The 24,784-nt window shown below is 49.5% G+C and carries 20 protein-coding genes and 1 pseudogene; 11 read left to right on the plus strand and 10 right to left on the minus strand.

Features of this window, described 5'->3' with window-relative positions; genetic code table 11:
* Nucleotides 1-64: 64 nt before the first annotated feature.
* A pseudogene (locus CIK99_RS03600) lies at nt 65-343 on the minus strand (AAA family ATPase); the annotation flags it as partial.
* A gap of 594 nt (nt 344-937) precedes the next feature.
* On the opposite strand from CIK99_RS03600, the gene CIK99_RS03605 reads away from it, so the two are divergent.
* The 6 genes from CIK99_RS03605 (at nt 938) to CIK99_RS03625 (ending at nt 5,634) form a co-directional block, all read left to right on the plus strand.
* Nucleotides 938-1,369 (plus strand): hypothetical protein, encoded by a 432-nt coding sequence (locus CIK99_RS03605; protein WP_094379862.1) that lies wholly within the window; start codon nt 938-940, stop codon nt 1,367-1,369.
* 262 nt (nt 1,370-1,631) lie between these two features.
* Nucleotides 1,632-2,327: an Abi family protein gene (locus CIK99_RS03610; RefSeq protein ID WP_094379864.1), complete on the plus strand. Its 696-nt coding sequence runs from the start codon at nt 1,632-1,634 to the stop codon at nt 2,325-2,327.
* A 1,120-nt stretch (nt 2,328-3,447) separates the two neighbouring features.
* The gene (locus CIK99_RS03615) at nt 3,448-3,684 is read left to right on the plus strand and encodes a DUF3791 domain-containing protein (protein WP_253249589.1); all 237 of its coding nucleotides are present in this window, start codon (nt 3,448-3,450) and stop codon (nt 3,682-3,684) included.
* Nucleotides 3,685-3,789: 105 nt separating this feature from the next.
* Nucleotides 3,790-3,990, plus strand: coding sequence for a DUF3791 domain-containing protein (locus CIK99_RS03620; RefSeq protein WP_094379867.1), 201 nt, complete (start codon nt 3,790-3,792; stop codon nt 3,988-3,990).
* Between the two features lies 1 nt (nt 3,991).
* On the plus strand, nt 3,992-4,090 hold the full coding sequence (locus tag CIK99_RS15995; RefSeq protein WP_371590865.1) for a hypothetical protein: 99 nt from the start codon (nt 3,992-3,994) through the stop codon (nt 4,088-4,090).
* A gap of 98 nt (nt 4,091-4,188) precedes the next feature.
* Nucleotides 4,189-5,634: a glycoside hydrolase family 43 protein gene (locus CIK99_RS03625; RefSeq protein ID WP_371590867.1), complete on the plus strand. Its 1,446-nt coding sequence runs from the start codon at nt 4,189-4,191 to the stop codon at nt 5,632-5,634.
* Nucleotides 5,635-5,745: 111 nt separating this feature from the next.
* Here the strand turns inward: CIK99_RS03625 and CIK99_RS03630 are convergent, their stop codons facing one another.
* The gene (locus CIK99_RS03630) at nt 5,746-5,892 is read right to left on the minus strand and encodes a RhuM family protein (protein ID WP_158215891.1); all 147 of its coding nucleotides are present in this window, start codon (nt 5,890-5,892) and stop codon (nt 5,746-5,748) included.
* A complete protein-coding gene (gene rhuM / locus CIK99_RS03635; RefSeq protein WP_254047712.1) occupies nt 5,861-6,631 on the minus strand; it encodes a RhuM family protein in 771 nt (256 codons plus the stop codon). Before rhuM ends, CIK99_RS03630 begins: the two co-directional genes overlap by 32 nt.
* 483 nt (nt 6,632-7,114) lie before the next feature.
* Here rhuM and CIK99_RS03640 point away from each other — a divergent pair, with 483 nt between their 5' ends.
* Genes CIK99_RS03640 through CIK99_RS03655 form a run of 4 tightly spaced genes read left to right on the plus strand, consistent with a single transcriptional unit; the run spans nt 7,115 to nt 12,473 of the window.
* Nucleotides 7,115-8,956, plus strand: a complete 1,842-nt coding sequence (locus tag CIK99_RS03640) for a DUF3413 domain-containing protein (RefSeq protein WP_094380106.1) — start codon at nt 7,115-7,117, stop codon at nt 8,954-8,956.
* Nucleotides 8,953-10,842: an LTA synthase family protein gene (locus CIK99_RS03645; protein ID WP_254047713.1), complete on the plus strand. Its 1,890-nt coding sequence runs from the start codon at nt 8,953-8,955 to the stop codon at nt 10,840-10,842. The genes CIK99_RS03640 and CIK99_RS03645 overlap by 4 nt, the downstream gene beginning before the upstream one ends.
* A 12-nt stretch (nt 10,843-10,854) precedes the next feature.
* Nucleotides 10,855-11,445, plus strand: coding sequence for a sigma-70 family RNA polymerase sigma factor (locus CIK99_RS03650; RefSeq protein WP_094379874.1), 591 nt, complete (start codon nt 10,855-10,857; stop codon nt 11,443-11,445).
* Nucleotides 11,446-11,459: 14 nt separating this feature from the next.
* Nucleotides 11,460-12,473, plus strand: coding sequence for an NAD(P)-dependent oxidoreductase (locus CIK99_RS03655; RefSeq protein WP_094379876.1), 1,014 nt, complete (start codon nt 11,460-11,462; stop codon nt 12,471-12,473).
* 292 nt (nt 12,474-12,765) lie between these two features.
* Here CIK99_RS03655 and CIK99_RS03660 read toward each other — a convergent pair whose 3' ends face one another.
* The 7 genes from CIK99_RS03660 to gltX form a co-directional block, all read right to left on the minus strand.
* A complete protein-coding gene (locus tag CIK99_RS03660; RefSeq protein WP_158215892.1) occupies nt 12,766-14,793 on the minus strand; it encodes a DUF4842 domain-containing protein in 2,028 nt (675 codons plus the stop codon).
* Nucleotides 14,794-15,198: 405 nt separating this feature from the next.
* Nucleotides 15,199-17,028, minus strand: a complete 1,830-nt coding sequence (locus CIK99_RS03665; protein WP_094379881.1) for a 4-hydroxy-3-methylbut-2-en-1-yl diphosphate synthase — start codon at nt 17,026-17,028, stop codon at nt 15,199-15,201.
* Nucleotides 17,029-17,032: 4 nt separating this feature from the next.
* Entirely contained in the window at nt 17,033-17,539 is a 507-nt protein-coding gene (gene purE, locus CIK99_RS03670) for a 5-(carboxyamino)imidazole ribonucleotide mutase (protein WP_094379884.1), read from the minus strand.
* A gap of 60 nt (nt 17,540-17,599) precedes the next feature.
* Complete coding sequence (locus tag CIK99_RS03675) at nt 17,600-18,217, minus strand: hypothetical protein (RefSeq protein WP_094379886.1); 618 nt, start codon at nt 18,215-18,217, stop codon at nt 17,600-17,602.
* Nucleotides 18,218-18,238: 21 nt separating this feature from the next.
* Entirely contained in the window at nt 18,239-19,729 is a 1,491-nt protein-coding gene (gene rpoN / locus CIK99_RS03680) for an RNA polymerase factor sigma-54 (protein WP_094379889.1), read from the minus strand.
* A 44-nt stretch (nt 19,730-19,773) separates the two neighbouring features.
* Complete coding sequence (locus tag CIK99_RS03685) at nt 19,774-21,000, minus strand: 3-deoxy-D-manno-octulosonic acid transferase (RefSeq protein ID WP_094379891.1); 1,227 nt, start codon at nt 20,998-21,000, stop codon at nt 19,774-19,776.
* A 10-nt stretch (nt 21,001-21,010) separates the two neighbouring features.
* A complete protein-coding gene (gene gltX / locus CIK99_RS03690; protein ID WP_094379893.1) occupies nt 21,011-22,528 on the minus strand; it encodes a glutamate--tRNA ligase in 1,518 nt (505 codons plus the stop codon).
* A 147-nt stretch (nt 22,529-22,675) separates the two neighbouring features.
* On the opposite strand from gltX, the gene CIK99_RS03695 reads away from it, so the two are divergent.
* Complete coding sequence (locus CIK99_RS03695) at nt 22,676-24,757, plus strand: HD family phosphohydrolase (RefSeq protein WP_094379896.1); 2,082 nt, start codon at nt 22,676-22,678, stop codon at nt 24,755-24,757.
* Nucleotides 24,758-24,784 lie beyond the last annotated feature (27 nt).

Genomic DNA, 24,784 nt, shown 5'->3' on the forward strand with positions numbered 1-24,784 from the left:
ACATTTTTCACTCAATTGAACTTCTATTCTTGAAATACTCTTTTGCCAAGTCAATGGCAGGCGAGGTGAAGTTATTGCCGATGAAGTCTATATGAAACACAGGATACTCTGCCCACTCCTTCTCTAACGCATCGATGGCAAGTCCGCGGAACAGTTCCTTGCGTCCGAGGAAATAGTTTTCGAGTGTGGAGATGAGGAGGCTCTTGCCGAAGCGTCGGGGGCGGCTGAGAAAATATATCTTACCCTTGCTTACAAAGTCATAAACCAATGCCGTTTTGTCAACATAGACAAAACCATCTTCACGTATTCGGTCAAAGCTTTGTATTCCTATTGGGTACTTCATTGTAAAGCAGTTTTATTATTCCGTTGGCAAAGATACGGTTTTTTATTTGAAACACAAAATTATCCTTATGTTTTTTATACGAAAAATGAAAATGAATCACACGGACAGGTTCGTCAACCCGAAAGAGTGAACCAATGTACCTGTCCGTGTGCCACGAGGCGCACATCTATATATAAAGGGTTGGCTACCTTACATATAAGATGTAGCCGTAACTGCCAATGAGATGAGAGAAGGTCTCTCGGTGTCGGTGTGTAGGCACTGGCATCAAACCCTCTGCAAGCTGCTGCAGTCGGAAACGTTAATCCTGATTCAAGTCATGTCAAAAGTCAGAGTCGGACAGTTCTGGCGACAAGCAATGCAATTATACAACTCTTAAACAAAGAGGAGGATATGATGAAAGAAGCATATGCACAAAGCATAGAGTGTGAAGAGCCGTGTGAGGGGAGACTTTCACGCACGGTTCTGTGAGAGGGTGAGGGTGAAACTCCCTCGCTCTACTCGACCCTGTTCCCAAAAATAATGTGAAAAGCTTGGAAGTAATTGTTTTTTTTCGTATCTTCGCAGCGTTTTTCAATAAAAAGAAAGGGGAACGATATGCAGATAAACATCGACGAATTTAACGCACTTAGCGACAAGAGACAGGAAATGTCGGAGGAGATAGGTGCACTAAGAAGCAAGCTACAGCGTGCGGAGGAGGAAATCTTAATGCTGAAAGAGGTCAAGGTAGAGCAGGACAGGATTGTGGAGGAACTGAAGCAGGAACTGAAGCAGAAACTGGAGAAGAAAGAGGCGCGGATAATGGAACTGACAGACATTATTGCTAAATCGACACAAAACGTGAACGTGAACGTCTTTGCCGTAATAACCGACAAAAACATGTTCCCCTTGGCTCTTGAGAAGTTTGACAGGACGTTTCACGGCCTGCCCGAGGACTTGCAGGTTGCAACGGCAGGCGTGGTGATGAAGTCGCTGCCCACTGAACTGCCTCCCGGAGAGGACAGGGGACAGGTCACTGTCCTGTCATAGGTTTGCTGTCAAACAACTCTTTTCGGGTTGCAAAAATATAATAATAATACGAAACAGCAAGGACTTTTAGCAACTTTTTACGGTTAATTTTCTATAATTATATAATGTGGTTTAATCGTAATCGCAGAAAAAAAAGTATTTTTGTAGGCAAGAATCGTATAAAAACAAGACCCGATAGCTTGACGAATCAGAGGCTACCGGGAATCAACGCCACAAAGATAGTGTTTTTTCTTGATACAACCAAGTAAATGAACGAATTTTTATGGAATATTTAGAATTTGAAAGAATCTTGTCTGCCAAGCGAATGCAGAGATATAAGGATGCTGCGAATGGTGACACTCGCAAGGCTATGGCTTTGTATCGCTACAACTTACGTCTGTCGCAGGAAATGTTTACAATAGTCAGCTGCTTTGAAGTGGCATTGCGTAATGCAATTGATGGTCTTTTGGTGACGACCTTGGGAGAGAATTGGCTGAAAGATTCTGTTCAAATCAATGGAATATTCACCAACGGTCGCATGAACGAGACAAGAAAAATAATAGAAAAAGCATGCAACCGATTGGATAGACAAGGCATATACTCACATTCCAAACTGATAGCTGAAATGGAATTCGGAGTATGGAAATATATGTATTCCTCTCTACAATATCGTGCGACAGGGCAATGTCTGTTAAGGGCATTCCCAAACAAACCCCGTTCATCGGCTGCCATTCAATACAATAACACCTATATATTCAATGAACTTGACAAGGTGAACAGTTTGAGAAACAGAATTGCGCACCATGAACCTATCTGTTTCAGACTTCATACATCGGAAATAGATACAAGTTACATCGTTAATGAATACCAGAAAATTCAGACATTATTCTCTTGGATGGGAATAGATTCTCGTTCAATGTTATATGGACTCGACCATGTGCAGAGTGTCTGTGCCAAGATTAACAGTTTAAAAAAGTAATATTCAGAATAGCTTATGAATAAGAATCATAGGGACAGGTACATCGACCCGAGAGTGAACTGATGTACTGAAGTGAACCGATGTACCTGTCCGTGTGCCACGAGGCACACATCTATATATAAAGGGTTGGCTGCCTTCCATATAAGATGTAGCCGTAACTGCCAATGAGATGAGAGAAGGTCTCTCGGTGTCGGTGTGCAGGCACTGGCATCAAACCCTCTGCAAGCTGCTGCAGTCGGAAACGTTGCGGTGGTGAGCGTTGCAGAGAGGTACGTATTACTGAGCTGAACGCAAGTGAACCATTCGATGAGGTGTCGTTAATCGTGTTTCAAGTCATGTCAAAAGTCAGTGTCGGACAGTTCTGGCGACAAGCAATGCAATAACCTGTCTATGGCATTGCGGCATGCGGCATAGAGGTGGCAGGACAGTAATACAGGCTCGTTGGTGGAACGTGGGAAGCAGAAGTCGGAATGCCAAGGGAAATGCCGAAAGTGACGAACAAGGCAGAAACGTACCGAAGTCCGCTTCTGTGGCGGATTGCCCCGTAGTAGCGTTGAAGTGTCTGTAATGGACATGGAGTGAAGGGGGTGACACACTCAAGCAACTGGAATTATACAACTCTTAAACAAAGAGGAGGATATGATGAAAGAAGCATATGCACAAAGCATAGAGTGTGAATAGCCGTGTGAGGGGAGACTTTCACGCACAGTTCTGTGAGAGGGTGAGGGTGAAACTCCCTCGCTCTACTCGACCCTGTCCCTTTATAAGAATGCATCACGCCTATTGCGTGATTGCATTGCTATGAATACTATCAGAGGCATCCATATATCTACGGACACCCTGTCACATATTATTCTTGTTACGTTATATCCATGAAAGTTTCCTACGCTTTTGGCTGAACGCGAATAATAGCGAATGCTTTTGTTTACCCACAATGTTATTGGAAATCATCGGAAGGAGCCATTGGCTCACCGGAATGAAACCCGCACCAAAGGTACGAATAATATGCGAAAAGAGAAAACTTTTAGAGGATATTTTTCTCAGAAGAGCATAATTTTAACACTTCCCCTTTGATAATTCATAAAAAAGCAGTATATTTGCAGCGAAAAATATTATATATATGATAGAACAAAATATTCATAATAATGAAGCTGAAAAAGTACATTTTGCAGTGATGGCAATAGGAGCCGCTGCTGACCTAATGGGGATTACCCCTTCGGAAATGCACAATCGCCTTGATAAGGTGGGGCTTGTCAAGAACCTACTCTTTGATTTATATGATGTAGAACACACCCAAAGCTTGGAGTATGTGGCAGAGGATGTTGTTGAAGCTCTAAATAATTGGGAAAAAACATAATAATTCTTATTCTTATGATACTGTTTCATGGTTCAATACATAAAATTGACAAATATCTCAAGTTCATCGGATCAAAAGAATTAATATAAAAAGGAGGATTTTGCAATGAGAAAAGATGTACTTTGGAGAAAAACAGGAAGAATCATCATGATGTTGTCCGAAGAACTTGACATATCTCCAGCAAGGGCACTGAACCTGTTTTACAACTCGGAAACGTGCAAGCAACTCTGCGATGACAGGATTGAATTGTATCTTATGAGCGACAAATATATTGTCGATAACATAATAAATGAAATAAAAACGTGATATTTGCAGAACAGGACAGGGGACAGGTCATGAAGTGACAGACAATGGGACTCCGGCACTGACTAGTTACAGAAGGGTCATCATCCGCCCAAAACGATGACAGGCCAATAAACGAACATATTACCATTTTAAACCAAATATCCAATGAAAAAGAAAAACATCCAGACTCCCATTTTATCAATGGTCATTGCTGCATGTATGATATCTCACCAGCAAAATGCGCAGGCCGGAGAAAATCCGTCCCTGCAAAATGATTCCGTGCCTTATGTAACCATGCCGGACGTTTCCCCTAAACTCACCACAGGAGATGGAAATCCCCTACTGGATTTTATGTTTACAGCGGATCCAACTGCAGTAGAATATAAAGGCAGACTCTATGTGTACGCAACAAACGATCAGCAACAATATGAGACAATAGGCGGTTACGGAAAAAACTCCTACGAATACATCAAATCTCTGGTGATGATATCTACCGATGACATGACAAACTGGACCTATCACGGAATTATTAAAACAGACAGCATCGCCCCATGGATAAAAACATCATGGGCACCGTCGGTCACAAAACGTGAGGAAGCGGACGGCAAGACTCACTTCTACCTCTATTTCTCCAATAGCGGGGATGGAACCGCAGTGCTGACATCCACATCCCCCATAGGACCGTGGTCAAGCCCACTGAATCATAGTTTGGTAGATACAAACACTCCCGGCATAGCAGGAGAATGCAAAGCCGCTTTCGATCCGGGTGTAGTCATCGATGACAAAGGAAAAGGTTGGCTGACAGTAGGCGGAGGATGTGCTCGCATTATGCGTTTGGGAAAAGACATGATTAGTGTGGATGGCCCGATAACCCCCATCAACGCTCCCCATCATTTCGAAGCTAACGAATTAAACTACATCAACGGCACATACGTTTATACTTATAACATAGATTGGCAAGATTTTAGCGACTGGCCTCTCCCGACAGAGAAACCAACCATCTGTTGCATGAGTTACATGACTAGCAAGACTCCGCTGGTAAGCGAAAGTTGGCAATACCAGCACAACTATATGAAAAACCCTGGAGAATATGGATTTGACTTCAGCAACAATCATACACATCTACACAAATACCGCGGGAAATGGTATATATTCTATCACACAATGAGTTTGCAACATAGTTTCAATACAACAGCTGGTTTTCGTAATGTTTGTGTCGATAAAATACAAATCGACGAGAATACTGTGAATATCCACATGGGTAATCAGACTCTGAAAGGCGTAAAACAGATACAGTCTATGAATCCGTTCATCATCCAGCAGGCCGAAACCACAGCAGCCACACAAGGCGTCAAGTTCACAAATGGAAAAAGGATCGGAGACATGTATGCCGTCACCGTTCCCAACAAGACTGGCATCATTGCTGTCAGAGGTGTGGAATTCAACAAAGCACCTTCCAGTCTGAAAATTAAGGCATCCGGAAACGGAATCATAGAAGTCCGCCGGGATAGGCCGGACGGAGAAGTCATAGCTTCAATCAAAGTCAGTACCCCGCAAATGAAACTCATAGAATCCCAACTTCAAACGAATATGACAGGCACAATGGACCTCTGTTTTGTCCTAAAAGGAAACAATATCACATTCGACGAATGGAAGTTCAAATGATACCTTCCAGATGGCAAAGAGGGTGCATTGCCCATTACGGCACACCCTCCTTTAACTTCCTATACGTATCCCGCGCCGAGGAGACTGTACATGAACGGGGCAGGGTTCACTTCAGTTGTTGTCGGCGGGGGTGGGGCGGTCTTGAATCAGGCGATATTTTTCGTATTCACCTTTGGCCTTCTCTTCTGCCTGATCATGAGACACGCGTCCTGCATCGGGAAGGATGTCACGGTCGTTGAAGGACAGAAATTTGCACAATAGCTCTTTCCAGTCGCTCATCGTCAAGTGCAAATCCCTTTACAATGTATTCCTTCAGTACTTTTGCCGACCAGATGCGAAACTGTGTGGCCTCGTAGCTATTTACCCTATATCCCACAGCTATCACGACATCAAGATTGTAGAGTGTCACGCCTTGTTCTTCCCATTGTTCCGAGGAAATTCGAATTTTTCGAATTGCATCGGACAAATGGACTTCTCCTGATTCATCTATCTGTTTCAAGTGATAATTAATGGTAGAAACCGCCGTGCCAAAAAGTTCCGCCATGCGTTGTTGCGAGAGCCAGAAAGTGTCTTGATTGAATAGTACTGAAACATTCACCTTGCCTGTGGAGGAACGGTAGATGAGGACATTGCCTTCCATACCTTTGGCAAGTTCGTTGCCTGTCAGAGTGCCTTGGAAATACTCTCGTGCCATCTTCACCATGGGTTTGCGTTGGTCGGCGTTACAGGCAATGCCCATGCAAGCCGTATGTGAAAGCAGCAGGCTGGTTACTCGTCGGGATGTGCCATTACCCAGCCGGGCCATTTCTTCTATCTCGCGAAAATGATTGTTTCGAGTCAATCCGCGTTCCACTTGAAGGGCGTGTGCCACCTTGTCAATGAGCCGTTCGAAATTCCAGTATTTCGTATAGCCCATGACTTTGGCAAGCTGACGTGAGTTCCACCACTCACTGCCGCTCTCGTCTGTGATCTTGATTTCCTCAAAGGGCGATTTCATTTCTTCTGCTTCCATCAGTAATCATATTTTGCGCAAAGTTAACAATAACATTTCATATCTCCAAACTTTTTGTGGAAAAATGTAGGTCAAAAGATGACAAAGATGTCAATGTCCTATAGGACCGGAACAAGCGAGGCGGGAGCCTGGCTTCCCCTCTCTTTGTTTCGTTATGTTGGGATGTTTCTTTTGTCTTGGCGTACAGATGTTTGTCTTGTGGTGACAGATGTTAGTCTTGTGGTGACAGATAAATCTCTCTGTCACCACATCTGTCACCTTGTAAGAAGCTGTATTATAGTTTATTACTGCTGAAAGGTGACAGATGACATATAAAACAAAGTTTATCACGCGCGAGAGGCCGTAGTGATTCGCTTTGCATACGTCTAAACAAAGTTTTTTCTTCAGTAATATAAAAAGGAGAAAATATTTGGTGGGAAGTTTGATTTTTCGTAACTTTGCAGACGATATATATTATGCTTCATGAAGATGGACAAGAAACGGTTTATATATAGTCTGAAAAAGGGATTTGTGTTTTATGCCTTATCGACGATAGCGACAGCACTGTTGATGGTGGGTTTTATTGACGGAACAAGCATTGCCGAACTGATGGACGTGGAAGGATGGGTGTTTTTCATCGCATCGTGCATCAGCCATGCCTCTCAGCTGATGTTGGTGCCGTACGCCTTGTTTGTGGTGCTTCTTGCGCTGCAACTGCCAAGGGTGGCCACTATAACGCAGACGACTGCAGCCACCCTGATCTTCATCCTCCTACTGCTTGACAGTCAGGTGTATGCCATATATCGTTTCCATATCAACGGCATGATACTCGGCATGGTGTTTGGAGACGGCGCGTCGCAGATATTCACCTTCGACACGATGCTCTACTTGAAGGAAGGACTGAGGTTTCTAGTCGTAGTGGCTGCAATCGTCCTTCTCCAATGGATGGCCCGATATGTGTTGCGGAAAAGGGGAAAGGCGTATGTATGGCCGGTGGCTCTCGCCTTTGCCGGATGCACGCTCTACGCACATGTATGGCATATCTACGCTTCGTTTATGCAGCACCAGTCGGTGACAAAGAGTGCCGCGCTGATACCCTACTTCTTCCCCACCACAGCCAACGGCCTGCTGCTGAATATGGGCATCGTGGCACCGGAGAGTTTTGACGACCGGGCGTCGAGCCGGCAGAGTACAGACATCGTATATCCACTCCACGAGTTAGAGACCGTGAAGCCCGACTCGCTGCCAAACATTGTGCTCATTGCCATAGACTCGTGGAACAGCCGCACGCTCACACCCGAGTGTATGCCAAACGTGTATCGTTTTGCGGAGCAGAACCAATGGTTTACCAACCACCTCAGTTCGAGCAACGGCACGCGAAGCAGCATCTTCGGCATCTTCTTCGGTCTTTCGTGCTACTACTGGGAGTCGTTTGTCCCGAGCCATGTCTATCCGCTGTTTATCGACCGACTGATAGAGTTAGGCTATAAGTGCCAAACCTATCCCAGCGCCACGCTGCTCGACCCGCCCTTTGACAAAGCCATCTTCGGACGCCTGAAAGGCTTGAACATCACCGTGGAGGGCGACAACGTCTTCGACCGCGACAAGAAGCTCACCTCGATGTTCGTTTCCGACCTTGGGAAACAAGAAAAAGGGAAACCGTTTTTCTCCTTCCTCTTTTACGACCTCCCACACAGCTTCGAGCTGACGGCAGAACAAAACAAGCCCTTCTCGCCGGCATGGAGCTATGCCGACTATACAAAGCTGAACAACGACCTCGACCCGACGCCATTCTGGAACCTTTACCGCAACTGCTGTCATCAAGACGACAAGATGATAGGCGAAGTGCTGAAGGCCCTCGACGAAGGCGGGCACCTTGACAATACCATCGTCATCTTGACTGGCGACCACAGCCAGGAGTTTAACGAGAACCGCCGCAACTACTGGGGACACAACAGCAACTTCTCCGTCAACCAGACAGGAGTGCCGTTGGTATGTCATTTCCCGGGAGCGGAGGCCGCCAAATACAAGCATCGCACCACCCACTACGACATTGTGCCGACGCTGATGTCGCACTACTTGGGAGTGAGAAACCCGGCTGACGACTACTCCATGGGGCGCTCGCTGCACGACACCACACCCCGGCGCTGGCATCTCGTGGGCAGCAACCTCAACTATGCCTTCATCATAGGCGGCGACACGATACTGGAGAAGAAGGCTGAGGGAGCATTAGAGGTGTTTGACCCGAAGATGAAACCCGTCACCGACTTCAAGATGCCCGTGAAGGAGTTTGACGAAGCTATCAAGAACATGAACAAGTTTTTCAAATGATGAGAACGAGGATACTATATATCATCAAGCTCTATCTCGCCATCGTGACGATATTCATCGCACAGAAGACAGTGTTCATGATGGCCGACGCACCTGAAGGCAACGACTATGGTGTGGCACAATGGATGGAGGTGATCACAAACGGACTGCTGCTCGATGTGCCCATGACGGGATATATCGTGGCATTGCCCCTGATTGCCATAATGGCTACGGTATGGATAGGAAAGGAGATAAGACTGCGACGCGTCGTCACACCTTATTACATATTAATAGCCATTGCCGTAGGCACGATATTCGTCTCCGACCTGGCACTCTACCCCTTCTGGCAGTTTAAGCTCGACGCACTTGCCGTGAGCTATCTCGAGTCGCCGGGCGGAGCCTTTGCCAGCGTGTCGGCAGGCTTTGTAGTACTGCATGTGGTGTATGCCCTGTTGGCGACAGTGGCCATCACGGTCCTGCTCGTATATGTCACGCCTACAAGGCTTTATGCCATCAAGAGCAAGAAGGAGCGATGGCTGATGACGGCAGGCTTCGTGTTGCTGCTGCCAGCATACGTCATCTCGATACGTGGCGGCGTAGGCGAATCGACGGCAAACATAGGCAAGGTGTATTTCTCTTCCGACACGTTCCTCAACCATGCCGCCGTGAACCCCACATTCAGCCTCATCTACTCGCTCGACAAGACCGACGACTACGCTTCGGAGTTTGACTATTTCGACGAGGAAGAGAGGGCGAAGATCGTTGACGGACTGCTATCCGGCACACCGACAACGACAACCGCTTCCCCCTCGACGCCACTCTCCCTCAATGACTCAACAGCCACACCGCCCAACATCATCGTGATACTCATGGAAGGCTTTGGAGGACAGTTTGTGGAGGCAGTCAGCGGGCGAAAGGACATAACACCAAACTACAACCGCCTGGCACGCGAAGGCATACTGTTTACCAACTGCTACTCAAACAGCTTCCGTACCGACCGCGGCATGCTATCGACGCTGAGCGGATATCCAGCCTTCCCCACCCTCTCGGTGATGAAGATACCGGCAAAGAGCCGCTCGCTGCCTTGCATAGCATCAACGCTGAAAGAAAAAGGATACGAGAACACCTTCCTCTATGGCGGCGACATCAACTTCACCAACATGCAGAGCTATCTGCGCACCGGAGGATATGAGACAATAGTGTCTGACGTTGACTTCTCGGCTGACGAGAAAAAGCAAAACCCATGGGGAGCCAACGACGACATCACCTTCAACCGCCTCTACGACATAGTAAGCGGCAAGCGACACGAGCCGTGGCACGTCTGCTATCTCACGCTCAGCAGCCACGAGCCGTGGGTAGTGCCGTACAAGAGATTCAGCGACCCCGTGCCAAACGCCTTCGCCTTCACCGACAAATGTCTTGGCGACTTTGTAGAGAAGATACGCAAGACGCCACTGTGGGACAACCTTCTCATAGTATGCATCCCCGACCATGGCTACCACTATCCTGAAGACATATCCCACGCCACACATCATCACAACACGATGTTGTGGATAGGCGGCCGGGTGAAACAACACAAGGTAGTGGATACGATCATGAACCAGTCGGACATGGCGGCCACACTCCTCGGCAGCCTTGGCATCGACCATTCAGCCTACACCTTCAGCCGCGACATTCTCAGCCCGACATACACCTATCCTTATGCCTTCTTCACCTTTAAGGAAGGAATAGGATTCGCTGACAGCACAGGATGCAGCGTCTATGACATCATCAGCGACCGGCAGATGGAAGACCATCCGGCAGCAAAGGCCAACAACCCGGCCGCAACACAAGAGAGGATAAAAAAGGCAAAAGCACTGTTGCAAACTATATATGACGATATAGGAAAGAGAGGAATAAACAAATAAGAACGATATACAATGAAAGAAGACAGAAACAAACTCGTGACCGAAAACATGGGACTCGTAGTCTCTACGGCACGGAAATATCAAGGACAAGGCCTGGAGCTCGACGACCTCGTGAGCGAAGGCACCATCGGCATGATAAAAGCAGCCGACAAATACGACCCGGAGCGCGGAGGCTTCGCTGCCTTCGTTCTTCCAGAGATAAAGAAAAGCATCGAGGCTGCCATTGAACAGCAGGCCGGACTCTATCGTGTGCCCCGCAAGGAGGCCACGCCGACGGAAAAAAGGCGCAGCATGCCGCTGTCGTATGACGCACCGCTCGGCGGACGGGAGAACATCAACCTTCTCTCGCTCATCATAAACAAAGATGCCACCGACCCTGACAACCACACCATTTTCCAGACCTCGATGAACATCATCCGCAACACTCTCGACATTCTCGACAAACGGGAACGAGAGGTGATAACCTGCTACTACGGCATACGCCGCGAAAAACTCACCCTCAGGGAGATAGCAGCGCAGATGTGCATCAAACGCGAACGGGCACGCCAGATAAGAAACAAGGCTGAACGGAAGATAAAAAAGGCATTGAAAGGAATATTATAACACGACAAAAAAAGATGGAAAAGACATCAAACATCCTCATCACCGGAGCCACGGGATTCATCGGCGGCTTCATCGTCGATAAGGCTCTAGCAGAGGGAATGAACGTATGGGTGGCGGTAAGACAGACCAGCAGCCGCAGATACCTGCAAGACCAGCGCATCAACTTCCTCCATCTCGACTTCGACGACTGCCGCCAGATGACCGACGCCATGAGCGGATTGCGTTTCGACTACGTGGTCCATGCCGCCGGAGTGACAAAATGCATCCATGCAGCCGACTTTTACCGAGTCAACACCCAAGGAACACGAAACCTTGTCGATACGTTACTGGCACTGAAGATGCCACTGAAGAGGTTTGTCTTTGTCAGCAGTCTCAGCGTAGTGGGAAACGTAAGGGAAGATTATCCCCACAAAGATATCCTCGCCACCGATACACCATGCCCTAACACCAACTACGGACGAAGCAAACTCGAAAGCGAGCATTACCTCGACGACCTCACACGTCGCGGACTTCTCCCCTGCGTGACACTCCGTCCGACAGGAGTGTATGGCCCAAGGGAACGCGACTACTTCATCATGGCAAAAAGCATCAAGGGACATGTGGATTTTGCAGCAGGATACAAACAGCAGACCCTTACCTTCATCTATGTGCTTGACGTGGTGCAAGCCATATTCCTCGCACTCGACCATGGACAGACGGGCGGCAAATACTTCCTCAGCGACGGCAACAACTACTCGTCGCGCGACTTCAGCGACCTCATACGCCGTGAGTTAGGCAACCCTTGGCTCATAAGGATAAAAGCACCTATATGGTTGCTGCGCGTGGTCACCTTCATAGGCGAATATGTGGGCAGGGCAACGGGAAAGATCTCAGCACTCAACAACGACAAGTACCACATCATGAAACAGCGCAACTGGAGATGCGACATCTCTCCCGCACGTAACGAACTGGGATTTGCACCTGAGTACGACCTTGACCGCGGCGTCACCGAGACCATAAAGTGGTATAAGGACAACAAGTGGCTCTGACCAAACGTAAATCTCAACCAGAACTGGGATTATTCAACCAAGGCAAACTCTTACCGACTGCTTGGCTCACCCACCAAGTCGATCACAAGGGCAGGTGAAGGAACCGTAATCACAAAATCTGTTAGCCAAATATCATAGTGCAACGGTACAAGAAGAACGGCAGGTCACGTACACCCCGAAGGATACAGGCCGGGCGACAGAGATACAACGAGAGAGGGTGCTCCGGATTGATTTCCGGAGCACCCTCTCTCGTTGCTTGTCGTTTATAATAAACCTACGGCGAATCAGCCATTTACTTGACGACCTTGTCGTTGTTGGGATGGTTATACCAGTCGCGGGCCTCGCTGTTGTTCAGGTCTTTGGCCCATTCGCCCACGAGCGGATAGGCGGCCTCGATGCTGGTGTTCTCGGTTGGCCACTTCCAGTCGCCCTGCACACAGAGTGCCTCAGGCGCCTGTCCGGGTTCGGTGCTGATGGCCACCTTCTTGCCTTTGGCCACGATATAGAAGCGGTGGGCATCCTCGGGCATCACGAAGCCATTGGGCCAGTCCACCTCGGCCATGAGCTTGGCCTCCTTGGTGATTTCTCCATTGGTGTTGGTCATACTGCCCAGGATATTGTGTACGCTGCAGAGCTTCTGGTCGCCGTTGGGACCGATGTAGTGGAGCTCCGAATTGATGGAACCGCCGGTAGCCATAAGGTAAACCTTGGCTTTCTGTGCGGTGTTGGGCACAATCTTGATGACCACATCATTGAAGTCGAAGTCGCCGATGGTACCCAAATCCTCAAAGCCCATGGTCCAGTGGATAAGGTCTTTTACCTCTGTCTCTCCGGGCTTCTCCTCGGGCTTCGCCTCTCCATAGTCGAAGGGGTCGCGGCCCTCAATCACATTCTTCACATAGTCGTCGGTGGGCTCGTCGGTGATGGTACCGTCGGTGTTGTAATACTTGTTGGTGTCCAGGTCCATCACACCGGGCAGGAGCACACCGGGCAGCGATCCGCCATTGCCGGCGGTGAGTCCGAAGGTCACGTCGTTGCAGTCGCTGTCGCCAGCGGTAGGGTTGTCGTCGAGACCCATGAAGGTGTAGCCGTCATACTTCTGGATAACGCTCTTGTAGGGGCGTCCGTTGGTTGAAACGTTCAGGTCGGCTCCCGAGAAACTCAGGCCCATGTTGCTCTTCAGGCACTCTTCGGGTACGCCGAGCTCTTGCAGGCGGCTCTTCTGTCCGGCCGACATCTGCCCTTTCTTGAGATAGAATCCCAATCGGTAGCCCACAGGCACATTCACCTGGAAGGTGATGCCCCTCACGGCCTGAATGCCTTCTACACCGCCGTATTTCTGGTTGACGAGCAGGGTGTTGTAGGCGTCGTCGCCATGTCGTGCGGTCTGCGAGGTCACCTGTCCCCCGCCCAGTCCGTCGCCGTCCTTATAGTCGAAGTTGGCATCGTGCCACTGACTCTCGCCATTGAGCTGGTACTGCACCTTGGCATATCCGTCCACATAGTCGTGGCGCAGCACATCCATCAGGTCCACCATCACCAGGTCGGTATAGTTGCCCTTCTCCTTATAATAATAGTAGCCGAGGATGGTCTGGTAGTAGGTTCCCGTGCAACCGTAGAGCAACGAGAGATAGAAGGGACCGGTCGAGATGAGTTCGTAGTTGGTAATCTGTCCGTTCTTCTTGGGGTCGGACGACTCGGGCACAGCCTTGGCGATGTTGTCCCACGACCATCCGGGGAAGGAGGTGTAGCCGAAATGGTGTCCGGCATAGCCGCCGTCGGTGCTCTGGTTGCTCTCTCCGCAGAGGGCGCTGTTGGGGTTCTGCACCGAGTTGGTGGGCTGCATGTTGTCCATGGCTCCGCGGATAGACATGGAGCGCGTGGGAGAACTGCCTGCATTCAGTTTGAGGTCGATGCTGGCAGTCTGCTTGAGGTCGAGGTTGAGTTTCATCATGCGGTAAACACTGTTGTGCTCGCCGTAGTCAGCCTCGAAGGCGATGCGGGTGTCGGCGTTCTGGGGGATGTCAAACTTGAAGGTCTCCCTTCCGTCCACGGTCTTCTGGGCATAGAGCGAGCGGGTCTCCTTGCCGAGCGTGTATACCGACACGAGGGCAGGCTTCGATGTCGTCACGTCGGCTTCTATCACCGTACCCGTGACCCAGTTCTGGCGCTTGTCTACTTCGCCCCCTATCATCTGTTTGAAACTTTCTGCATACTTGTCAAATTCCGTCTGCGGGCCGGCGATGTCAGTGTCCGGTCCGCATGCCGTCAGCAGTGTGCTGGCACATGCGATGGAGAATAATTGGATTTTCCTTTTCATTACAGCAATCATTTTTTCATGTTGTTATTGTGAGTAATACGTTTAATATGGATGACACCTATCGTGTTAATTCCAACTTGTTTTTGATGATTCCATTGCGGTCGGTTTATGATTGTCCAACTCTTTATCCTTGTCTGATAACAACCCCATGTCGGGGAACTGTCTTCGTCCTGTAACAATCCACTCTCTTAAAATAGATTTCTTACTTTGGATAACGCAACTTATCTTATGGCTGCAAAGTTACGAAAAAAAATGTCATTTCCATTGGCATTCCCCCATTTTCACTAAAAATTCACACATTTTAACTACCAAAGTCATTCACTGTTACTCGCAGATTTGCGTGGGCTATCCACGGACAAAATCTGTAGAGCCAGCAGATGCCATACAAAAAAGAGGGTGGAGAAATTATTCTCCGCCCTCGTTGTTTATCAGTTCAAGCAGTCGTTCTACGGCTTCTTCTTCAGGAATGTTTTTCATTATACACTCTTTCTTCTTGTAGAGCGATATCTTGCCACGACCGGCACCCACATATCCGAAGTCAGCATCAGCCATCTCTCCCGGGCCATTTACGATACAACCCATGATGCCTATCTTCAATCCTTTCATATGACTCGTCGCCGCCTTGATGCGGGCAATGGTAGAACGGAGGTCATATAGCGTGCGGCCACAACCGGGACAGCTGATATATTCGGTCTTGGTGGTACGCAGACGTGCAGCCTGAAGGATTCCGAAAGAGGTCTCGACGATGTCGTCAGGGGCGAGGTTGCCGTCGTTCATCAACCAGAGGCCATCACACAGTCCGTCCATCATCAATGCTCCCATGTCAGCCGCCGACTCAAGTTGGAACTGGCTCTTCTCCTCCTGGCTGTGACTGTATGCCTGACAGAACACCACGGGATTCATGATGCCTGCCGTCATGAGTTCGTTTAAGAGGGCACGCTGCTCTCCAAGCCGGTTCTGATGCTGACTCACACTTACCACGACCACCTCCGGATTATGACGCAGACAGGCGATGTACTCGTCTGACGGTGCTCCATAGGGGATGACGAGGAACTTGACAGAAGCACGGCAAGAGGTGACGAAGGGTATGGCGTTGTACGGGAATATAGGATAGGTGTTGACGGCATTAGCGTCCCACACATTATAATCCACGATATATTTCTTTCCCGGTACGATACGTGAGAGATCGTTGCCCACATAGATATAGTCGGGCTGCAACACGCGGTCGGAAGGGGTGACGCTTGCCACGACCACAGGAACACGATCGCCTCCTATGTCGCTCACCGCCTTGGTGACGCGTCGCTCAGGACGCAACCAGTCGAAAGAGGGGGACGCGGTAGCAGGAATGAGCATATGACCCTGACGACGGGTGACATAATCCACAAGATGACGAGCCACGGGTATCTCCGCCTCAGGTTCCTCGCTCAGTGAGACGCGTATGGTGTCGCCGATACCATCGGCAAGAAGGGCTCCGATGCCTACAGCCGACTTTATGCGACCGTCCTCGCCCTCGCCAGCTTCGGTGACACCGAGATGAAGAGGATAGCTGATGCCTTCTTTCTCCATCTCGCTGCAAAGCAGACGTACAGAACGCACCATGACAACCGTATTGCTTGCCTTGATGGAGATGACCACGTCGTTGAACTGCTGACGCTGGCACACGCGCAGGAACTCCATGCAGCTCTCGACGATGCCCTCAGGAGTGTCGCCATAGCGCGACATGATACGATCAGAGAGCGAGCCGTGGTTGACGCCAATGCGAACGGCGGTATGGTGTTCGCGGCAGATGTCGAGGAAACGCGTGAAACGCTCCTCGAGGCGTTGCAATTCGGCGGCATATTCCTCGTCGGTATAGTCTATATGCTTGAATGTGCGTGCAGGATCGATATAGTTACCGGGATTGATCCTGACCTTTTCGGCATATAGCGCAGCCACGTCAGCCACGTTAGGATTGAAATGCACGTCGGCAACGAGAGGAGTCTGATAGCCATCGGCACGCAGGCGGGCGTTGATGTTCTTAAGGTTCTCAGCCTCGCGAACGCCCTGTGTGGTAAGTCGTACATACTCGCCACCAGCATCGACGATGCGCTCAGTCTGTGCGACAGACGCGTCGGTATCTGTGGTAGAGGTGGTGGTCATCGACTGGATGCGTACGGGATTATCGCCACCCATGGGAGTGTTGCCCACATGAGTGACGGTAGCCTCGCGCCGCTTGTAATTAAAGAGATCGATCATAGCCTTAGTTGGTCTTATATGTGTATTTCACCTCGGCGAGGTCGCGGTTAGCCTTCTCAATTTTCTCCTTCAAGGTAGCCTTATACTGTGCAAGGCGCTGTGCCACATCAGCATCGGCAAGGGCGAGCATCTCCACGGCGAGGATGGCGGCATTTTGAGCTCCGTTGACACCTACTGTCGCCACAGGAATGCCAGGAGGCATCTGAATGATGCTGAGCATAGCGTCGAGACCGTCGAGCATACCCTTTATGGGCACTCCGATGACGGGGAGTGTGGTAGAGGCAGCTATCACTCCCGGCAGTGCCGCTGCCATGCCAGCAGCAGCAATGATGACACGGATGCCTCGGTCTTTTGCCTCACGTGCGAAAGTCTCCACTGCATCAGGTGTGCGGTGAGCTGAGAGAGCATTTACCTCGAAAGGAATCTGCATCTCGTCGAGAAACTTACAAGCTTTTTCCATAACGGGCAGGTCGCTTGTACTGCCCATGATAATGCTTACTACAGGGTTCATATATTATCAGATTTAAATTGTTTTTATATTGACGATGAAGGAGACAGATTCTCCCACAATTCATATCATCATTAAGAAAGTGCCCACCACGACACCTACGGAAAATCCGCCAAGCACCTCGCTAAGAGAGTGTTGGCGCAGAACCATTCTGCTGGTGCCGAGGATTCCGGCGAGCAGGATGGTGGTGCAGAGCCATGGTATGGGATTGTATGCGAAGATGACAGAGAAAGCCATCACAGCGCCGACCACGCCACCTATGGCAGCAAGATGAGTGCTGATTTTCCACCATGCGTTGATGATGGCACAGATGATCTGTATGCCTAATGCAGCTATAACTATGCTTGCCATGAAGTGAGGTATATGCATTGCCTTCATGATATATACGCACATGAAATAGCAGAGTATGGAAATGACATACGGCACCATACGACGCTCACGTTGTCCTAATTCTATGAGATTCCAGTTTTGGTATCGGCGGTAGAGATGTATGAGAAAGGTGGGTAGCAAGACGGTGAAGAGATACACTATAGCCAGCACCATGAGCTTGTATGATGTAGGCAGCAGGCTGAGATAGCTAAGGGTAAAGAGAGCCAACAGTCCCACTGTCGGCAGATAGAAGGGCGTGAAGATGAGACTTATCACCCTTGCGGCTATCATTATTTTCTTTATGTATCTCATTGTCTTATGTATGATTAATGTTTATTTTCTCATTCTGGCTACGGGTATTCCCATCTGTTCACGGTATTTTGCCACTGTGCGTCGTGCTATGGGGAATCCTTTCTCCTCCATGACACGTGTGAGGGCTTCGTCGCTGAGCGGCGCATTCTTGTCTTCGCCGTCGATAATATCCTGAAGGACAGCTTTTATGCGCCGTGTTGACATCTCCTCGCCGTCGTCGGTGACATATCCGTCGCTGAAGAAATGCCTGAAGGGGAAGATGCCCCATCGCGTCTGCGCATATTTGCCGTTGCACACTCTCGACACGGTTGAGATGTCAAGTCCTGTCTTCTCGGCTATGTCCTTGAGTCGCATGGCATGCAATGAGCTGTCGTCGCCATCCTCGAAGAAATCATGTTGGTGATGTATGATGGCCCTTACCACGGTAGTGAGCGTATCGCGTCTTATCTTCAGTGCTTCGATAAAGCGTTGTGCAAGGTCAACCTTGTTGCGTGCGTAAAGCAGAGCCTCACGCATCTGTCGGCTCATGGCATCGGCATTTCCATTATCTTGGCGCACCATATCGATGAAGGTGGACGTGATGGCAAGGTCGGGAGCGTCGCCATTGTTGAGGGCGAAGCTCACGGTGCCGTCGTCGTGAGTGTCGATATACACATCAGGGGTTATCTGCTGTACGGCATCGTCAGAGTATGCACCGAGGGATGCGCCTGGCTTTGGGTTGAGCCTTGTCATCTCCTGCCTCAGTCGCTGAGCTGTGGAATCGTCTATTTCCATGTCGTGCTGGATCTTGTCCCAGCGTTTCTTGACAAACTCGTCGAAGTGTTTGTTAATGAGTTCCTTCATCAAGCGTTTCTCAAGTGAGTCGCTACGGCGTTCTACCTGTAGCATGAGACATTCCTGTAGCGAGCGTGCTCCGATGCCTGCTGGATCGAACTGTTGAAGTTTTTTTATCACGTTTTCTATCTCGCTTGTCGAGACATCGAGATTATGATAAACGGCGAGTTCGTCGGCAATGGCTACATTGTCTTTTCTCAACCATCCGTCGTCGTCGAGCGATCCCACGACATATTCCATTATCTCGCGCTGCAAGGGAGTGAGTTCAGTTTCCATCATCTGCAGGGTGAGTGTATCGTAAAAGCTCTCACCCGGTTCGTAAGCTGGATCCCTCGAAGTACTGCTGTTAGCCGAGCTGTTGCCATATACGGGCAGTTCGTCGTCGTCGCCGAGATTACTGAGTGCATCGTCGAGTTGCGACTGCCGTTCTTCCCGTTCGCGTTGTGTGTCGAAGTCATCGTCAGACGAGTCGTCGTGTGGTTCGTCGTAGTCGTTGTCAAAGCGATCGTCGGGCTGTACTGGTTCAAGAGCGGGATTATCGTCAATCTCCGCCCTTATGCATTCAGCCAACTGAGCTACGGAGAGTTCTGCCAGTCGAGCTTGCAGTATTTGCATCTGCGTAGCCGTTTGTTTCTGCGTCTGTTGTTGGGTCTGACTTTGTATCTGTCCCTGTGCCATGATATTTAAGTTTAACTATTCCCACTCCACACAATTCCCGCTCCTCACTCGAAGGCGATTGAGTCGAGTACCAAGGCGGTAGCTCCTGCTTGGCTTTTCACGTATTCTCCGGCTTTGTTTCCGCAGAAACGGAGATAGTGTTTGTCGTCGGCAAAGTTATCCATGAGTTTGCCGAAGTGTTCGTTGCACGAAATCTCGAATCCTCCGCCACATTTCAGCAGCTCCTGAGCCTCTTGGAAATGCTTGTTGTTAGGTCCGAAGATTACGGGCACATCCCATACCGCCGCCTCAAGCACGTTATGTATTCCCACGCCGAAGCCACCTCCCACGTATGCCACGTCGCCGTAGTGGTAGATGCTGGAAAGGAGTCCGAAGCAGTCGATGATGATATATCTTGCCTTTGCGGCCTCTTCAGCATTGGTGCGAGTGTATCTGACGACATCGCCTCCGAGAGCCTGTTCTATCTGCACGAGATGTTCCTCGCCGATGACATGCGGGGCGATGACCACCTTCCACGACGTGTGTTGCTTGAAATAAGGGATGAAGATATCCTCGTCAGGCGCCCAGCTGCTTCCAGCCACGAAGACATGGTCGGCATCCTTTACGAAGGCCTCGATGAGAGGCAGGTGCTTAGACTGCTCCTTTATCTGCAACACGCGGTCGAAGCGCGTGTCGCCGACGATGCTCACATTTCTGATATCGAGTTTCTCCAAGAGTTTTCTACTCTGTTCGTTTTGCACGAAGAGATGTGTGAAACAGCGCAGCACTCCGGCATAGTGGCGACCATACCAGCGGAAGAATATCTGGTCTGGACGGAAGATGCTCGACACGCTATACACTGGCACATTACGGTATTTCAGGATATGGAGGTAGTTGTACCAGAACTCATACTTAATGAAAAATGCCATCACGGGGCGTACCAATCGTAAGAAACGGATGGCATTGATAGGAGTGTCGAGGGGCAGATAGCAGATGATGTCAGCACCTCCGTAATTCTTTCTCACCTCATATCCCGAGGGTGAGAAGAAAGTCAGAAGGATGCGATACTCGGGATGCTTTTCCCGCAGCTCCTCGATGATGGGCCGTCCCTGTTCAAATTCACCTAATGAGGCTACATGGAACCAAATGTATCTGGCTTCGGGATCGACCTTTTCTTTCAGCACGTCAAATGCCTGGCGTTCGCCACGCCACATCTTCCTCACCTTTTTGCTGAAGAAGCTGGCTATGACAACGCCAAACAGATAGAAGTATATTGCCAGATTGTATAGCATACTGATGTTATTATTTCAATACCTCAATGGCTTTTCTCATTCTTCGGACAGTCTCCTCTTTGCCGAGGAATGCCGAGATGTCGAACATACCAGGTCCTTTCCCCTCGCCGACGAGAGTCAGTCGCCAAGCGTTCATGATGTTGCCTAACTTGTAGCCTTTGGCTTCTATCCACTCATGCACAGCCTTCTCTTGTGTCTCAAGCGAGAAGTCGTCGAGGCCTTCGAGCAGTGAGGCGAGCTCTTCCATGGCCTGAGCCGAGTCGTCTTTCCAGCGTTTCTTACGTGTCTTCTCGTCGTAGGATGCTGGCGCCTCGAAGAAGAACGAGCACAATGGCCACAGTTCGCTGACGAAGCTGACGCGGTCTTTCATCATCTCGACAACCTTAGTGATGCGTTCTATTGTGGTGTCGATGCCATGTGCCTTCACGTCGGCAGCAAAGATAGCGGCAATCTCATCGGCAGACTTCTGCAGGATGTATTCGTGATTGAACCATATACCCTTTTGGTAGTCGAAACGCGCTCCTGCCTTACTGCACTTGCTGATGTCAAACAGCGGGACGAGCTCGTCGAGACTGTACATCTCGCGCTCTGTGCCGGGGTTCCAACCAAGGAAAGCGAGGAAGTTGATGACAGCCTCTGGGAAATAGCCACTCTCACGGTATCCCGACGACACCTCGCCTGTCTTCGGGTCGTGCCATTCGAGCGGGAAGACTGGGAATCCGAGACGGTCGCCGTCGCGTTTGCTGAGTTTTCCCTTTCCCTCGGGTTTAAGCAACAGCGGCAGGTGAGCAAAGCGTGGCATGGTATCTTCCCATCCAAACGCTTTGTAAAGCAACACATGCAGTGGGGCACTTGGCAGCCACTCCTCGCCGCGTATCACATGTGTGATTTCCATAAGATGGTCATCGACAATGTTTGCCAAATGATATGTGGGCAGTTCGTCGGCACTCTTGTAGAGCACCTTGTCGTCGAGGATGTCGCTCATGATGCGCACATCGCCACGTATGAGGTCGTCAACATGCACAGCCTCTCCCGGTTCGATCTTGAACCTCACCACGTACTGCTGTCCGTCAGCGATGAGTGTATCGACCTCTTCCTTTGTCATGGAAAGCGAGTTGCGCATCTGCATTCGTGTAGAAGCGTCATATTGGAAATTTTGAATCTCGGCGCGTTTAGCCTCCAGCTCCTCGGGAGTGTCGAAGGCGATATAAGCCTTTCCTGCATCGAGCAGCTGCTGGACATACTTTTTGTAAATGTCGCGACGTTCGCTTTGGCGATACGGACCATGTTCTCCTCCAAACGACACGCCCTCGTCAAACTTTATCCCGAGCCACTTAAACGACTCGATGATATACTCCTCGGCTCCTGGAACGAAGCGGTTGGAGTCGGTATCCTCTATTCTGAACACCAAGTCGCCGCCATGCTGACGCGCGAAAAGGTAGTTGTACAATGCGGTACGGACGCCGCCGATATGCAATGCCCCTGTAGGGCTTGGTGCGAAGCGCACTCTGACTCTTCTTTCTGCCATTTTTTATGCTTGTTTCGATTATATCGGAAATAATTTGTGCAAAAGTAATAATAAAAATCCACTTTTATACATTTTTTCCAATTTATCTTTGTTATATTGCCATTTTTTTAGTATTTTCGCCCTCGAAAAGTATTAAAGCACATCATTATGAGTAGTTTTAAGTATAAAGAAGACATCACTTGGCGCGACCTTCTGCTCCGCAGCGCCATCGTCATAGTTACCGTCTTGGTCATCGTCTGGCTTATGCCTCGCGATGGAAGGAACTATGTTTACGCTGAGCAAGGCAAACCTTGGAAATATGCCGATCTGACCGCTCCGTTCGACTTTCCCATATACAAGTCTGAACAGATGATACAGAAGGAGAAGGACAGCCTGATGAAAGAGTATCAGCCTTATTTCTACTATAACAAAGAAGTGGAAGGAAATATGGTAAGGAAGTTTGTGACCGACTTCTCGGGAGGAATACCCGGACTCTCAGACGACTATATCAGCATCATCGCCAACAGGCTTCACAAGATTTACCAGACAGGTATCGTCAGCTCGCCCGAATACAGCCGTTTGGCAAAAGACACCACTCAGTGTATCATGGTGGCTGACGGCAAGAACGCCACGTCGATTCCCATCGTGCGTTTCTTTTCGACAAAGAAGGCTTACGAACAGCTCTTCCTCGACAACATCCTTGAGCAGCATCGCAGCCAACTGCAGAAGTGCAATCTCAACAACTATATTACACCTAATATAATTTATGACAAGGAGCGCAGCGACGAGAGTCTCCAGGATATGCAAAAGAGCATACCGCTTGCTCTTGGCGTGGCACAGAAAGGACAGAAGATCATTGACCGTGGCGAGATTGTCACTGAGGCAAAATACCGTATCATCGAGTCGTTCCAGAAAGAAAACGAGCGACGCAATTCCAACACCACACAACAGCAACTCACGCTCTGTGGCGAAGCCCTCTACGTACTGCTGATAATGGTGTTTTTCACGTTCTACCTCACACTCTTCAGAAAGGACTATTTCGAGAAGGCGCGCAACGTGGCGATGCTCTATTCGCTCATCATCATCTTCTCGATCATCACCGGCGTCATGGTGCGCAACACGATAGCTCACGTATATATCATCCCTTATGCCATGGTGCCCATCTTCACCCGTGTGTTTATGGACTCACGCACAGCTATCATCACCCATCTGACGATGATTCTCGTCTGTGCGATAATGCTGCAACATCCGTTAGAGTTTATCGTGGTGGAGATGGTTGCAGGATTGGCTGCCGTGTATTCCCTTCGCGACCTCCAGTTCAGGTCGCAGCTCTTCAAGACGGCCATACTCGTCACTTTGGTGGCGATGTTGATGAACTTCGCCTTCGACCTCATACGCATGAAGGAGTTTGAGGAGTTTGACATGAGCTACTACAACTACCTCATTATCAACGGTATACTGCTTTTGTTTGCCTATCCATTGCTCTACTTGATGGAGAAGACCTTCGGTTTCATCTCCGACATCACGCTCATCGAGCTCTCCAACACCAACAATCCGCTGCTCAGACGAATGAGCGAGGTGGCGCCAGGCACCTTCCAGCACTCCATACAAGTGGGCAACCTCGCATCGGAGATAGCCAACAAGATTGGTGCAAAGGCACAGCTCGTCAGGACGGGAGCACTGTATCACGACATAGGCAAGACCATCAACCCCATTTATTTCACCGAAAACCAGTCGGGCATCAATCCCCATGAAGACCTCTCGCTCATAGAGAGCGCACAGATTATCATCAGTCACGTGACGGAAGGAATGAAACTTGCCGAGCGCAACAACCTGCCTTCCATCATCAAGGACTTTATCTCTACCCATCACGGACACGGCAAGGCAAAGTATTTCTACTTGAAATACAAGAACGAGAATCCCGACGACCAGGTTGACGACCTTCTCTTCACCTATCCTGGTCCCAACCCCTTCACTCGCGAACAGGCGATACTGATGATAGCCGACGGAGTGGAGGCGGCATCGAGGTCGCTGCCGGAATATACGGAGAAAAACATACGTGACCTTGTCAACCGCCTTGTTGACGGCATGGTAAACGACGGTTTCTTCAGAGAATGTCCTATCACGTTCCGCGACATCACATACGCCAAGACCGTCTTGTGCGAGAAGCTGAAGACCATCTACCACGCACGCGTGAGCTATCCAGTTGACAAGAATGCAAATAAAACAGCCGACAAGACAGAGAAGTAATCCTCTTCTATCGAAGGAGGATCATCA

Origin of the sequence: Prevotella sp. P5-92, from assembly GCF_002251245.1 — a bacterium.
Taxonomy (GTDB): domain Bacteria; phylum Bacteroidota; class Bacteroidia; order Bacteroidales; family Bacteroidaceae; genus Prevotella.

Coding starts and splice junctions, on each gene's coding strand:
- CIK99_RS03685 (WP_094379891.1), bottom strand. CDS start 21,000: ATGCTATACAATCTGGCAATATACTTCTATCTGTTTGGCGTTGTCATA.
- CIK99_RS03665 (WP_094379881.1), bottom strand. CDS start 17,028: ATGATCGATCTCTTTAATTACAAGCGGCGCGAGGCTACCGTCACTCAT.
- CIK99_RS03645 (WP_254047713.1), top strand. CDS start 8,953: ATGATGAGAACGAGGATACTATATATCATCAAGCTCTATCTCGCCATC.
- CIK99_RS03655 (WP_094379876.1), top strand. CDS start 11,460: ATGGAAAAGACATCAAACATCCTCATCACCGGAGCCACGGGATTCATC.
- CIK99_RS03695 (WP_094379896.1), top strand. CDS start 22,676: ATGAGTAGTTTTAAGTATAAAGAAGACATCACTTGGCGCGACCTTCTG.
- gltX (WP_094379893.1), bottom strand. CDS start 22,528: ATGGCAGAAAGAAGAGTCAGAGTGCGCTTCGCACCAAGCCCTACAGGG.
- CIK99_RS03615 (WP_253249589.1), top strand. CDS start 3,448: ATGATAGAACAAAATATTCATAATAATGAAGCTGAAAAAGTACATTTT.
- CIK99_RS03620 (WP_094379867.1), top strand. CDS start 3,790: ATGAGAAAAGATGTACTTTGGAGAAAAACAGGAAGAATCATCATGATG.
- rpoN (WP_094379889.1), bottom strand. CDS start 19,729: ATGGCACAGGGACAGATACAAAGTCAGACCCAACAACAGACGCAGAAA.
- CIK99_RS03625 (WP_371590867.1), top strand. CDS start 4,189: ATGATATCTCACCAGCAAAATGCGCAGGCCGGAGAAAATCCGTCCCTG.
- purE (WP_094379884.1), bottom strand. CDS start 17,539: ATGAACCCTGTAGTAAGCATTATCATGGGCAGTACAAGCGACCTGCCC.
- CIK99_RS03640 (WP_094380106.1), top strand. CDS start 7,115: ATGGACAAGAAACGGTTTATATATAGTCTGAAAAAGGGATTTGTGTTT.
- CIK99_RS03675 (WP_094379886.1), bottom strand. CDS start 18,217: ATGAGATACATAAAGAAAATAATGATAGCCGCAAGGGTGATAAGTCTC.
- rhuM (WP_254047712.1), bottom strand. CDS start 6,631: ATGAAATCGCCCTTTGAGGAAATCAAGATCACAGACGAGAGCGGCAGT.
- CIK99_RS03660 (WP_158215892.1), bottom strand. CDS start 14,793: ATGAAAAGGAAAATCCAATTATTCTCCATCGCATGTGCCAGCACACTG.
- CIK99_RS03610 (WP_094379864.1), top strand. CDS start 1,632: ATGGAATATTTAGAATTTGAAAGAATCTTGTCTGCCAAGCGAATGCAG.
- CIK99_RS03605 (WP_094379862.1), top strand. CDS start 938: ATGCAGATAAACATCGACGAATTTAACGCACTTAGCGACAAGAGACAG.
- CIK99_RS03650 (WP_094379874.1), top strand. CDS start 10,855: ATGAAAGAAGACAGAAACAAACTCGTGACCGAAAACATGGGACTCGTA.